Genomic DNA, 13,611 nt, shown 5'->3' with positions numbered 1-13,611 from the left:
GACTTCCCTTGTAGAAAGAAGCGGGGGCGCGGTGGTTCAGCGCAGTCGACAGGCGGAAGGCCGATCCATGATCTTCCCGGTTCAGGCACAAATCGATGACACACTTTGTGCGCTGAGAGCGAGCCGTCAGAACTTATCCGCGACACGTCTATAGGGATAATCCGGCTCACGGTACTTGCCCGGTTTCTGTCGCTTGGGAAGCGAGATCTGCTCGTGTTCGACGTTTTCATATGGGATGCGGCTGAGCAGGTCAGTGCTGATGTTGAGCCTTGCCCGGCGCTTGTCGTTGGAATCGGCCACCAGCCAAGGAGCATGGTTAGTGTCGGTATGCTTGAACATATCGTCACGCGCGCGTGAGTAGTCATACCAGCGGCTGTAGGACTTGAGATCCATTCCCGTCAGTTTCCAGGTTTTGCGGCCATCGTTGATTCGCGCCTCCAGCCGGCGGGTCTGCTCCTGTGGGCTGACCTCCAACCAGTATTTGATCAGGATCACTCCGGAATCGACGATTGCCTGCTCGACCAGCGGCAATGAAGTAAGGAACTTGTCGGCTTGCTCCTCAGTGCAGAAGCCCATCACCCGCTCTACGCCCGCGCGGTTGTACCAACTGCGATCGAAGATCACCACTTCGCCCGCGGCGGGTAAATGTGGCAGGTAACGCTGGACGTACATCTGACTTTTCTCGCGCTCGGTTGGCGCCGGCAGCGCCACGACGCGAAAGATCCGCGGACTCACCCGTTCGGTGATCGCTTTGATTGTCCCGCCCTTCCCCGCACCATCGCGGCCCTCGAAAACGATACAGACCTTCACACCCTTGGCGATGACCCACTCCTGCAACTTGACCAGTTCGACGTGCAGCGTGCGCAACTGCTCCAGGTAATCCTTGTTTTTCAACCTGGGAGTTTCAAGGGTCTTTGCGGCTTTCTTCTTGTCTTTTGCCATGGTCGAGCCCTCACTGATTGCCAAATGATTTTGGGAATTTACTGTGAACCAGACTCGTGAGATTAGTTTATGGCGTGTTGTTTTCCATTGCCGGACAATAAGCAAAATCACGATGTGTTTCCTTCGTTCTTTCTAACGTCGCACTGTTCATTGCCCGTGCCTGTTCTGTCTGGAGTTTTCTCGATGCCCTCGCCCAATTCCCTGCCCACCGCGTTGTTGGGGCTGGCCCTCGCCTGTCCGACCATGGTCGAAGCTCAAGGTATGGAGCTGGGGCAGGTGCTGATTTCGGCTGAGGATCGCAGCGGTACTGACGCGGCTGTCGAGGACGCCAAGGTGCGCCTGGCCCAAGTGCCCGGCGGCACCAACGTGGTCGACATGCGCCAGCCGTTGCAGGGCCGCGTGGCGAGCAATCAGGATGTGCTGGCCTATCAGCCGGGGGTTTATGCGCAGTCGGCGGGCAACGAAGGAGTGAAAATTTCGATTCGCGGCTCGGGCATCAATCGTGCGCCGGGCGCTCATGCTTCGGGGCTGTACACCCTGCTCGACGGCTTGCCACTGAGCGGTCCCGGCGGCACGCCTTACGAATTGCTCGAACCACTCTGGGTCGACCATGTTGAAGTGCTGCGCGGTGCGAACGGCTTTGATCGCGGCTCGCTGGCCCTTGGTGGCGCCATCGATTACGTCAGCCACACAGGCTACGACGCGCCGAAACTGCAAGTGCGATATGCCACCGGTAGCCACGGTTTTCAGCAGCGTCAGGTCAGTTCCGGGCAAGTGCTCGGCGACTTCGATTACTACGTGTCGTTGACCGATTCGAACGCCGACGGCTATCAGGATCACACCGCTAGCGAAAGCAAAGGCCTGGTCGCCAACTTCGGTTATCGCTTCAACCCGAACCTGGAAACCCGCTTCTACATCCGCTACCGCGAAACCGACAACGACCTCGCCGGCCGCGTCACCAAACACTCCATTGAGCACAACCCACGTGCGGCCAACCCGGCGTACGTGTCGCGCGATGACAGCCGCAAGCAGCCGGGCAGCACCTTCATCGGTAACAAGACCACCTTCTATATCGACGACGATTCCAGCATCCAGACCGGCCTCGTTTACCACGACTACCCGATGGATCTGCGTGAAGGCCCGAATCGTCTGAAGGTCGCCTACACCGACGTCAGCGGCACCTTCGACTACAAGCGCCGCGACACGCTTTGGGGCATGGAAAGCAGCAGCAATGCTGGCCTGCGCATCACCAAACACCTGCCTAACGCCGGCGCCAGCGAACTGGTGCGCATCCCTACCGGCAACACGGTCGGTTACGCGCCCGGCACGCATATGCGCAACTTCACCTATCAGGGTTCCGACACCGTTCTGCACGTTGGTAACGACCTGGAAATCGCCGATGACCTGTGGCTGACCACCGGCCTCGCGGCCATCTACACCCGCCGCGAAAGCGCCGTGACTTACCCGCAAAGCGGCGGCAAAACCAGCATGAACGACTGGGACTACGCCCCCCGCCTCGGCCTGCGCTACCAGGTAACACCGGACCTGCAAGTGTTCGGCAACCTCAGCCGCTCGGTTGAGGCACCGCACCCGTGGTCGCTGATCTACAGCTCCAACGTGCGCTTCCCGGCCGGCAGCGGCGCGGCCACCGGCACCCAGCGCGCCCCGATCAAACTGCAAAACCAGACCGCCACCACCCTTGAACTCGGCGGTCGTGGTGACAGCGCGCTCGGCGAATGGAGCCTGGCCTGGTACTACGCGCAAGTGCGCAACGAGTTGCTTTCGGTGCTACCGGACGCCACCGCAGTAACGCCGTATGAGCTCAACGCCAGCCCAACCGTGCACCAGGGTGTCGAAGCCAGCCTGAACAGCAAACTCTGGTCTTCCGCTGACGGGCGGCAGTTGAGCTTGCGTCAAGCGTACACCTTCAGCGATTTCCACTACCGTGATGATGATCGCTTCGGAGACAACCGCTTGCCGGGGTTGCCGATGCACTACTACCAAGGTGAATTGCGCTACGACTGGCCGCAGGGATTCTTCGCTGCGCTCAATACGCAACTGGTGTCGAAAGTGGCGGTGGATTACGCCAATAGTTACTACGCCGATCCTTATGCGCTGTTTGGCGCCACGCTGGGGTACAACGCGCCGAAGGGTGACTGGCAGACCTGGGTGGATATGCGCAATTTGACCAACAAACACTACGCGTCCACGGTCACGCCGGGGTATGACGACAAGGGACAGGACGCTGCGCGGTCGACCCCGGGTGAAGGAATGGGGGTTTATGTCGGGGTTTCGTGGAGTTTGCTCAGATTCACCCCTATTGCGCAGCCCTGATAGCTGCCAGCATTCGCTTACCCGCTTTTGCCGGGTCCGCCTGTTTGTCATTCATGAAATGGGTCACCACATCAAACACCGCACCCTGCACTGCCTGCGATGTCGACATGTTGAACGCCATGCTGGGCGCAAGTGAATCAGTGTTTTCTGCGCTTGCAAAATCTTTCGCCGAAGCTTGGGCGCAGCTGTCGAACCGGGTCATGTCCAGTCCTTTGATGACAGGGATGGAGCCTTTGTTCTGGTTGAATACATACTGAAACTCCGGCTCCAGCGCGACCATGGCCAGAGCGTCGCGGGCGGCAATATTGCCGGGGTTATCTTTCTTCGTGGCCAATTTGAACATGGCGAGCGAATCAATGGTGTAGCTGTAAACACCCTGCGAACCGGGGAACGGGACGCACTGGTAGTCGACATCCGCCTGCTTGCCCGCCGCCGTCCACTCGCTTTTCGCCCAATCTCCCATGATCTGCATACCGGCCTTTCCATTAATGACCTTGGCAGTTTCCAGATTCCAGTCCTGACCATTGCCGTCGGGGTCGAGATAACTTTGCAGCTTGCGCAACGCGATAAACACGTCGGCCATCTGCGGCCCTTCGAGCGTGGCTTCATCGACGTCAATGAAGGCTTTTCTGAACCCTTGCACACCCATTATGCTCAGCACCAGGTTCTCGAAAATTGTGGTGTCCTGCCATGCTTGGCCTCCATGGGCGATCGCGATAAAACCCGCCGCCTTGAGCTTATCGCCAGCAGCGTAAAGCTCCTCGAGCGTGGCCGGGGCTTGGGTCACCCCGGCCTCTTGGAGAACCGAGGGGTTCAGCCATAGCCAATTGATGCGGTGGATGTTCACCGGCACCGCCACGTAATGCCCCTCGTACTTCATGATATCGGCGACAGCCTTGGGCAGCAGGCTGTCCCAGTTGTTCGCCTTGGCGACGCCATCAATGCTGGTCAGCAAATCAAGTTTGCCCCACTCCTGAATATCCGGCGCCTTGATCTGCGCAGCGGAAGGTGGGTTACCCGACACCGCACGGGTTTTCAGCACGGTCATCGCTGCGCTACCTCCCCCGCCTGCCACCGCGCTGTCCTGCCAGGTAAAGCCATCCTTCTCGATGATTTTTTTCAGTACGTCCACTGATTTGGCCTCACCTCCCGAAGTCCAGTAATGGACTACTTCGACAGTGCCCTTACTTTCAGCGGCGTGGCTGGCGAGGGGGAACAGCGTGGCGAGAGAGACCATGGCGGCAATGCGATTGATACGTGTCATTTCAGTACCTTTATTTTTGTTATTCCAAGGGTTCACGTGTACGCCCCATTGGTTTTTTTGCACTTATTCAAGCCCGAGACCGGCGCGCCCGAGGGCGTTCAAACTCTCGACGCTGAAACGCTCTTCCCAAGACTTTTCGTAATGTTCAGATGGAAAATCATCTGGCGATGCGCCTTGTTCAAAGGCCCTGAACACGTCCTTGGCGTAACGCAAGTTTTTCGGACACATTGGCGCCGCGGGAACGTACATGACGTTGCCCCAGCCTTGTTGGTTTTCCACTGGGGCAACGCTGTGAATCACATCGCAATGCCACCAGACCGAGTCACCTGCCTGAACATCCGGAATCGGGCTCAGTCCCTCGAATAGCAGCGAATGCCATTGGCGAGAAACCGGCAGGACCTTGCCAGGAGCGACGCCACACAACTCATCTTCGGGCACATCATCAAGCAACGGCCGAAGCAGCATGTAAGCCATCGCTTTCGGGATCGGCAATGTATGCAACACGCCCTGATCAGCCTTCATGTCAGACAGCGCCGTCCAACCCTGAAACGTGCGAAACGCCGAACACTTGACCGTGTCCCTATAGGCGTACTCGTCGACCTCGGTACGAAACGCCGCGTCCCACGGGTCGTATGAACTAAAATCGTTGCTGTAGATTTTGTCGAAGACTTTCAGATAGCCCGGATGCAACCAGCGCTCCAAAGCTCCAGAGTCGGTGTGCGGCCCAAGGCCTTTCGACTGCGTGCCAGGCGGACGCCGGCGCACCCGATCGGGATACAACGCATTGACGTCAGGGTTGAACCAGTCCTGACCTTGAGAGTGGGTCTTCCACAAACGATTGAGAAACGATTGGGCAGCGCCCATTCGCTTGTCCTGACGCAGCTGCATTTGCGACGCTGACCAGTAGATCGGGAAAATCTCCGGACGCGAGGCCTCCAGGTTGCCGAAGAACTGATCGACCGGGCCACGGTAAACCGCATCGAAGCGGTTTTTATCGAGGTAATCCAGCAGGCCCTTGTCCCACTTCAGCATCTGCTCTCTGGGAAAGTGGTTTTTAATCACCACACAGCCCCGGCGCTTGATCAAAGCCAATTGCGCTGGCGTCACTTTTGCGGCAAGGATGTCATCGAACTCCACCACCGGCCAGCCCGAGCCCGTCTGTGCCTCTTGCTGCCTGATGGATGCGATTTCACCGGCAATGAACTCGCTGACCTGCGCGAACAACGCGTTCACATCGCCAATCTGTGCACGCAATACGCGCTTCATGTTGACGATATTGGCACGGTAATCTTTGGGAAACGTTGCGCTTTCGAATGCCTGGTACTTGCTCATCGAATGACCTGCTGTTCTTGTTATTCAGGCAGGTATGGAAGCATTTTCAATGTCGGTCGCGGCAGCCTCAATAGAAGCGTCAGGTAATACGATTGTGGCGCTCTACTGGGTAAGCGCTGTTGTATCGATCTACTGAACGCGAGGCTTTTTACTGAAATGGTGGCCGTGCTGTCGACGAAATTCCGAGGGTGTCAGTCCCTTTTGCGCCTTGAACTGGCGATTGAACAGCGCCAGTGATGAGTAACCCACCGTCTCGGCAATCAACGATACCGTAGAATTCCCTTGCATCAACAACTCGCAGGCGTGTCCAACCCGCAGCCGCACGATGTAGTCCAGCGCCGTGCAGTGGGTATGTCGGCGAAACATCCGATGGAATGCCGATACGCTAACGCAAGCCATCTCGGCCAGCGCAGTCATACTCTGGGGTTGGTCATAGTGACCGTGCATGTGCTCCAGAACCCGATGGATACGTGCGTCTTCGACTATGTGGCTGCCGGGCTGTATGTGTGGCGCCGGCAGGATTCGCGTGGCATCAACGTTCATTGCTAACTTGCCGAGCACCGCCAGCAACGCGAGCAAGCGTTCGGACGGGGCTTGATTGACCATCGCCTCAATGACCGGCCGAACCTCGCGAGAAGCCGCCTCACTGAAACTCAAAGCGTGCCGGGCCGCCGCCAACAATTGCCGGACCGAGGCCATCTCCGGGAACAACGTCACTAACGACTCCGCCCACTGTGCGGAGAACCAGATCACCAGAACAATGTGCGGTTGCCGCGAATCAATCAATTCCGACGAAGACCAGCTATGGGGCACATTCGGCCCCACCAATATCAGATCACCATCATCGTAAGGAGCGACGTCATTACTGATATAGCGATGGCCACGGCTGTTCAACGTCAGCGTCAACTCGTACTCGGGATGATGATGCCATTCGAATGGAATCGCCTCCGGTAAGCGTCTGTTCAACAGCGTCCAGGATGCATCGGCCACCGAGGGTACTTTCTCGAAACTCGCTTTCATGGTGAATTCTGCCACGTAGCGTTCATGGACAGTTGCTCCAGGTGCAATGCGTGCAGGAGTTTCGACGGGGGACCTACCATCAATTATGGAGCCCCCGGACGATATAGAACTATTCGTGAAACGGCTACAGAACTTCAGTGGCCCGCAACCACCGGCCGTCCATGTCCGCGCGGACCCGATTTGAAACCGTGCTCCCGCGCCCGCCAGACAATGGCGAACCCCACGGCCACCAGCAGCGTCATCGCCCATGGAAAAGACGCGACGCCCCATTTGTCCAGCAATACGCCACCGACAACGCCGCTTCCCGCAATTGCGCTATTCCATGCCACCACATTCAGTGACAACGCCACGTCCGCGCCATCGCCGGCCGCATCCGCCAGAGCGGTTTGCAGCAATGTCGCGGCGCCGCCAAAACTCAATCCCCAAACCGCTACACCGATGTAGATCACTTCCGGTACGCGCCCTGAAAAACCCAGCACCACGCAAACTGCCGCAAATGCTGCGAGGCTGACCAGTGTAGTTTTACGCAACAGCGGCTCAACCAATTTGGCCGTCAACCAGATCCCCGCTAGCGCAGCAATCCCAAAAACCAGCAACACCAGATCCACCCGATTCTCCAAACCCGCCGCCGCCACAAACGGTGCAATGTAGGTGTAGAGAATGTTGTGCGCGAGCATCCAGCTGATCACCACCGCCAGCACCGGTCGTACGCCCGGCGTGGTCAGCACATTGCGCAGCGACATGCGTTGATGCGCGGGTTGTGGTGGGTAGTCAGGCACTTTCACCAATACCCACACTATCAGAATCAACGTCAGGCCCGACATGATGCCAAACGCGGTGCGCCAACCCACCAGACCACCCAGCCATGTGCCGAGTGGCACCCCCAGCGACAGCGCAATGGGTGTGCCGACCATGGCCAGCGCCAACGCCTTGCCCTGTTGGTGGGGCTCGACCATTCGGCGGGCATAGCCTGCCAACAAACTCCAGGCCAATCCGGCCGCGACACCGGCAAAGAAGCGCGCCACCAGCGTCACGCCGTAGTGAGAGGACAGCGCTGTGATGGAATTGAACACCAGGAAACCGACGATGGTCAGCAACAGCACATTACGCCGACGCCAGCCACGGGTCGCGATGGTCATCGGGATGACCGCCAGCACCGAGCCCAAGGCATAGGCAGTGACCATCTGGCCGGCCATCGACGGTGAGATCGCCAGGCCTTCGCTGATCAACGGCAACAGGCCGGCAGGTAGGGTTTCGGTGACTATGCAGATAAAACCAGTCATGGCCAACGCCAGCAAGGCGCCAATTGGCAGACTTTTCGGCGTTGCCGATAAGGTGATTGAGGGTGTCACGGGAGAGTCCTTGAGTGGTGATTTTCAGAGTTAAATACCGATCGATATAAAATACTGATGGCAGCGACCACTCGTTGTCAACGATTTATGTATCGTCTAGTATTTAAGTTATCTCGTTGAGGAGTCTTGAAATGGCAAGAACAGGCCGCCCCCGCAATTTCGACCGCGACGACGCCGTCGAGCAAGCCATGCAATTGTTCTGGCAACATGGCTATGACTCCACCTCCCTCGCCCTGCTGAAAGCAGAATTGGGCGGCGGAATTTCCGCGCCCAGCTTCTACGCTGCCTTCGGCTCAAAGGAAGCCCTTTTTGATGAATGCGTGCAGCGTTACCTGACGACCTTCGCTCAAGTTACCGAATGCCTGTGGGATGAAAACCTGCCACCACGCCAAGCCATCGAAACCGCGCTGCGCCAGTCAGCACGCATGCAGTGCGAGGATGGCCATCCCAAGGGGTGCATGGTGACACTCGGCGTAATGAGCGCTCCCAGCCCTGAAAACACCCGAGTGGTCGAAGCCCTCACCCAGTCCCGCGCACGGACTCGTGCGGGGATTTTGGCGTGTGTTGAGCGCGGAGTTAGTGCTGGTGAGTTACCGGCCAGGACTGTCGCACCCGCCCTGGCGACGGTGTTCGACAGTTTCCTGCAGGGGGTTTCCATCCTCGCTCGGGATGACACCTCGATCGAGGTGATAGACGCGGCGATCACTCAGGTATTGATGACGTGGGACATTGCGGCCGCCACGTCTGGCAAGGATTGATCAGAAGTGCAGCGGCGTAGCGTTAGAAGCTCGCTTTTACCGACACCATGAAATTACGCGGATCGCCATAGTAGTTACCGAAGGTTTCGGTGCCGATAGTCGCGTAGTAACGCTTGTTGAACAGGTTGTTGCCATTAAGTGCAACCGACCAGGTGTCATCGATGCGATAGCCGATTCGACCGTTCCAGACGGCATAACCGGACTGACGGATTTTCGCGCCACTGATGGGTGAAACCCGGAAGTTGTCGCTCTGCGCGTTGACCCCGGCGCCGACGGTGAACCGATCAAGCGTGCCGCTCAAAGCGTAATCACCCCACATGCGCAGCACATGCCGAGGCACATAAGAGTTGAAGGCAGCGCCGTTCAAACTCGTGTCGAGGTCGTCGAGGGTTTTGGTCTGGGTGTAGGTGTAGCCCGCTAGCAGTTGCAAACGCTCGATCACTTCACCGCTGATCTCGGCCTCGAAACCTTGCGCGCGAACCTTGCCGGAATTGACGTAGCAGTAACCATCGGATGACGGGCAGGAAGAGTTGTAGTCCGTCTGCGCCTGGTCTTTCTGGATCGTGCGGAACAGGTTGAAGGCGCTGTTCAATCTGCCATCGAACCAGGCCCCCTTTATGCCCAGTTCATAACTTTGACCCACGAGCGGCTTGAGTGCCGAACCGTCTTGCGAACGGTAATTGCCTTGTGGGGTGAAGATATCCGAGTAGCTGGCGTAGGCCGTCAGGTTCTCGTTCAGGTCGAACAACACACCGGCAAACGGCGTAACCTGCCCGGTTTCGCGGCTGCTGGAATGCTCGGAAGTGCCGCTGTTGATGAAATCGGCATCCGTCTCGGAGGTGTACCAACTTACTCGACTACCTACGACCAACGTCAACGGGTCAGCCACTTTCAAGCGAAGCGTCGAGTAGAGGCCTTTCTGTTTTGTTACTGAATTGACTGGTCCGCCGCGAGACGAATTGTTGATGAAGTAACTGTCATCCGGCTCCGGGATATGCTTCGTGGGGTTGAATACATCCTGTCGCTGCGGCAGAAATGCGACCGAATAGAAATCGTTCTTTTTCGAGCGGCTGGTGTTGGCGCCAATCACCAGTTCATGTTGCCGACCGAACGCGTCGAACTTGCCATCCACGTAGGCATCGATCCCGTAATCGACCTGATCGTAGTCATACAGGCTGCCCAGCATCCCGGTGGTGCCAACGCCCGGAGTCACGGCACCGGAAGCGAACGCGTATTTGATGTCCTGAGTGTTCTTTGTATAAACGCTGGCGACCTTCAGCGCCCAGTCGTCATTGATCTGGTGTTTCAGATCGCTGAATACGGTGGTGCGCTGGCTGCGCCAAGTGTTCCACGAAGGATCGAGGCAGGTCGAGCGACTGAGTTTCAAGTCGCTGCCATCCTTGTAACGCGGCAGGCCACCCCAGCAAGGGCTGGCATCCACGTCTTCGTAGGCAACCCCCAAACCGACCGTCGTATCAGGACTCAAATCCACGTCGAGTGCGCCGTAGTACACCTGATCCTTGCGGCTGGCATCATGTGCCGAATAATGCCGAGCCTGCTCAGCGACCACCGCCCTGCCGCGTATCGTACCGGAATCGTTCAGGGGGCCACCGGTGTCGACCTGCGCGCGATAGTTGTCCCACGTGCCGCCGGACAGGGTGATGTCAGTATGCGCGACACTCCGACCGCGTTTGCGCACGAAATTCACCCCGCCGGCGGTGCCACCCGAGCCTTTCATCATGCCGGCCGCGCCGCGAAGAACTTCGACCCGATCGTAGTAGGCCATGTCACCGCTGAAACTGTCGGCCTGAACATACAGGTTGCCCATGTCCAGAGGTACACCGTCGTACTGATACTGGCCCGACATGCGGAAACCGCGCGAATAGAAATACTTGCCGCCCATGGTCGAGTCGTAGACGGTAATGCCGGGCGTCTTCTCCATGACCTGATCAATGGTGTTGAGGTTCTGGTCATCGAGCATCTTGCGTGTCATCACCGTGACCGATTGCGGGGTTTCCTTGAGCGAGTGCTCACCCTTGCCGATGGTTACCGCCCCGGTGGTGTACGAGCCGCTGTTTTCCGTGGTTGCGCCGAGCATTTGCCCATTGATGTTCGTCGCGCCCAACTCCAGTGCAGAACCGGTGGGCGGTGCCGGCCGCAGCACATAAGTGCCGTTGGCCTGAGGCTCGGCTTGCAGACCGCTGCCGCCAAGGATCCGCGCGAAACCTTCACTGAGCTGGAACGCACCTTTGAGCCCGGCCGAGCGCAAGCCTTCGGTTTGCCGCGCATCAAAAGAAATCGCAGCACCCGCCGCACTGGCGAAATGGCTGAGAACTTCAGTCAGACTGCCCGCAGGAATGTCGAAAGATTTGACTGTATTCTGCTGCTGTGCCGACAGCGGTGCCCCCATCGTTGCCGTCGACCAGACGCCAGTACAGGTCGCCGCCAACAGACCAACCTTCACTGCGATTGCCAAACGACCCGTCTTATACACCCGAGACATGTTTACCCCTCCCCCAAAAACACTCAATAAAAACTCACTGAGGGATGAGCCGAACGATGCGTGCAAAAGATGCAACGGCAGAAAAAGTTTTTTCGGATCACCGTGGAATCGAGTACGGAATCAGTGCGAATCGGCGGGCACCACATTGACCCAAAATCGGCTGAACCGAGTAATCCGCAGCGAGAACCCACTCTCCAGAGCCGCCAGCGCCAGGTCGGTGTCATCAATTGGAAAAGCACCGGAGACCTTCAGTTGCGCGATGCGCGGATCACAGCGCAGAACGCCTGAGCGATAACGAGAGAGATCGGCGAGTAACTCGGCCAATGGACGGTTCAGCGCGATGATACTTCCTTGCTGCCAGGCACCCACCGACGGATCATTTCTCCATGGCGCCCCTAACGCACGATCGTTGATGTCCAGCGAATGTCCGGCCTCCAGACGAACCGCCGGAGCACCGCCGGACGACCTGACCTCAACGGCCTTCTCGATCACTGCAACCTCGCCCCCCTGATCCCCGGATCGCACGATAAACCGCGTCCCCAGCGCCAGCACCTGTGCATGGCGGGTCCGCACCGAGAAGGGTCGCTGTAATGGATCGACAGCCGTCGTCACCATAATCTCGCCCCACAGCAGTTCCAGCACGCGCTGACGACCGTCGAAACGCAGGTTGACCGAAGTGTCGGTGTTGAGCAGCACAGAGCTGCCATCCGCCAGCCGAAATTCGCGACGCTCACCCACGGCAGTGCGCAAATCGGCAAAGAGATTGCGGGACGTCTCGCTGCGCCAGCCCAACCAGCCTAGCGAACCCGCCGATGCCAACACAAAGACACTGCCCAACACCTGTCGCCGGGATCGCTCGGCACCGCGTAACGCCGGCGCCGCCAACGCGCCCGGGACACTCGCCATCTGTTCGCCTACCGCCGTCATACGCTGCCAGGCTTGATGATGAGCAGGATCAGCGATCAACCAGTCGTTCCAGGCCGCGATATCCGAATCGGTAGTAACACCGGAATGGAGTCGGGCGTACCAGCGAGCGGCGGCACTGATCGCTTGTAGCTCAGCGGAGGAAAGGCTCATGCCAGTTGCAACTGGATCTGCATCAAACAGCAGTGCTCCATCGCCTTGGCCATGTAGTTGTTAACCGTGCGCACGCTGATACCCAAGTGCTCGGCAATCTGCGGGTAGGTCAGTCCATCGAACTGCGACAGGATGAACGTCTGTCGAACCTTGGGACCCAAGCCGCTCAGTAAGCGATCGATCTCCATCAGCGCCTGCAACAGGATCGCCTGCGCCTCCAACGAAGGTTGTTGGCATTCCGGCATCATGGCCAAGGCGTCCAGATAAGCCTGCTCCAGCGATCGACGCCGAAACAGATCGACCAACAAGCCCTTGGCGATCATCGACAGGTATGGACGCGGCTCGCGAATCGCCAAGGCGTTGCGCGCCTTGATCACCCGTACAAAGGTGTCCTGCGCCAGATCAGCAGCATCGAACGCATTGCCCAAACGCTTGCGCAACCAGCCATTGAGCCAACCGTGGTGGTCGCAATACAGATCATTAACGGCGCTACGCAGGGATAAATCGTTGGCAGACATAACGATGGAATAGTTCGCGAGTGATAATTGATCGCATTATCGTGCGTACACTGGGTGACTTGCAATAGACACATAGGTCTTAGAGCAACGCGTCTCGGAAAGGCGAATTGCCCCAGGGAATGTCATCGCCATTCGGAATTGCTGACTTGGTTGAACGGGTCTGGTTTATGCAAAACTTTTTCGCAGGCAAAACAAAACCCCAACTGCTTTCGCAATTGGGGTTTCGGAATTTAATCTTGACGATGACCTACTCTCACATGGGGAAACCCCACACTACCATCGGCGATGCATCGTTTCACTGCTGAGTTCGGGATGGGATCAGGTGGTTCCAACGCTCTATGGTCGTCAAGAAATTCGGGTACTGAGTCGTGGCCAGCTGGCCTCGCTTCAGCAAATTGGGTATGTGATAGCTCTCGGTGTTTGTGAACATCGAACTTTCGGTTCGTTTCGTCTTCACACACCGCAATCTGGCTCTTAAGCGCAAATTGCTTGGGTGTTATATGGTCAAGCC

The 13,611-nt window shown here is 57.8% G+C and carries 10 protein-coding genes and 1 rRNA gene; 2 read left to right on the top strand and 9 right to left on the bottom strand.

The features are described from left to right. Positions 1-126 precede the first annotated feature (126 nt). Complete coding sequence (gene ppk2, locus ACIQVE_RS08595) at positions 127-942, bottom strand: polyphosphate kinase 2 (protein ID WP_402807149.1); 816 nt, start codon at positions 940-942, stop codon at positions 127-129. Positions 943-1,125: 183 nt separating this feature from the next. On the opposite strand from ppk2, the gene ACIQVE_RS08590 reads away from it, so the two are divergent. Then, on the top strand, positions 1,126-3,276 hold the full coding sequence (locus ACIQVE_RS08590) for a TonB-dependent receptor family protein (protein ID WP_402806763.1): 2,151 nt from the start codon (positions 1,126-1,128) through the stop codon (positions 3,274-3,276). Here the strand turns inward: ACIQVE_RS08590 and ACIQVE_RS08585 are convergent. The 4 genes from ACIQVE_RS08585 to ACIQVE_RS08570 all read right to left on the bottom strand — a co-directional run bounded on the left by ACIQVE_RS08585 (position 3,260) and on the right by ACIQVE_RS08570 (position 8,244). After that, a complete protein-coding gene (locus ACIQVE_RS08585; RefSeq protein WP_402806760.1) occupies positions 3,260-4,540 on the bottom strand; it encodes an ABC transporter substrate-binding protein in 1,281 nt (426 codons plus the stop codon). The two genes, ACIQVE_RS08590 and ACIQVE_RS08585, sit on opposite strands and share 17 nt — an antisense overlap. A 63-nt stretch (positions 4,541-4,603) precedes the next feature. Continuing rightward, positions 4,604-5,872: a DUF1479 domain-containing protein gene (locus tag ACIQVE_RS08580; RefSeq protein ID WP_402806757.1), complete on the bottom strand. Its 1,269-nt coding sequence runs from the start codon at positions 5,870-5,872 to the stop codon at positions 4,604-4,606. Positions 5,873-6,001: 129 nt separating this feature from the next. Continuing rightward, a complete protein-coding gene (locus tag ACIQVE_RS08575) occupies positions 6,002-6,892 on the bottom strand; it encodes a helix-turn-helix domain-containing protein (RefSeq protein ID WP_402807147.1) in 891 nt (296 codons plus the stop codon). A gap of 134 nt (positions 6,893-7,026) precedes the next feature. Further along, entirely contained in the window at positions 7,027-8,244 is a 1,218-nt protein-coding gene (locus ACIQVE_RS08570) for an MFS transporter (protein ID WP_402806754.1), read from the bottom strand. 131 nt (positions 8,245-8,375) lie between these two features. Between ACIQVE_RS08570 and ACIQVE_RS08565 the strand changes: the two genes are divergently transcribed. After that, positions 8,376-9,002 (top strand): TetR/AcrR family transcriptional regulator, encoded by a 627-nt coding sequence (locus ACIQVE_RS08565; RefSeq protein ID WP_402806751.1) that lies wholly within the window; start codon positions 8,376-8,378, stop codon positions 9,000-9,002. Positions 9,003-9,024: 22 nt separating this feature from the next. Here ACIQVE_RS08565 and ACIQVE_RS08560 read toward each other — a convergent pair whose 3' ends face one another. From ACIQVE_RS08560 to rrf, 4 genes are all read right to left on the bottom strand, one after another. Continuing rightward, positions 9,025-11,505 carry a TonB-dependent siderophore receptor gene (locus ACIQVE_RS08560; protein ID WP_402806748.1) on the bottom strand — a complete coding sequence of 827 codons (2,481 nt, stop codon included), beginning with the start codon at positions 11,503-11,505 and terminating at the stop codon, positions 9,025-9,027. Positions 11,506-11,625: 120 nt separating this feature from the next. Beyond that, positions 11,626-12,582 (bottom strand): FecR domain-containing protein, encoded by a 957-nt coding sequence (locus ACIQVE_RS08555; RefSeq protein WP_402806746.1) that lies wholly within the window; start codon positions 12,580-12,582, stop codon positions 11,626-11,628. Beyond that, on the bottom strand, positions 12,579-13,100 hold the full coding sequence (locus tag ACIQVE_RS08550) for a sigma-70 family RNA polymerase sigma factor (protein WP_402806743.1): 522 nt from the start codon (positions 13,098-13,100) through the stop codon (positions 12,579-12,581). Before ACIQVE_RS08550 ends, ACIQVE_RS08555 begins: the two co-directional genes overlap by 4 nt. A 234-nt stretch (positions 13,101-13,334) precedes the next feature. Then, positions 13,335-13,450: ribosomal RNA gene (gene rrf, locus ACIQVE_RS08545) — 5S ribosomal RNA — on the bottom strand. Between the last annotated feature and the right edge of the window lie 161 nt (positions 13,451-13,611).

The organism is Pseudomonas sp. NPDC098747 (genome assembly GCF_044760045.1).
Classification (GTDB): Bacteria; Pseudomonadota; Gammaproteobacteria; order Pseudomonadales; family Pseudomonadaceae; genus Aquipseudomonas.
Note: the sequence above shows the minus strand (reverse complement) of the source record. Positions and strands in the feature narration are given on the sequence as shown.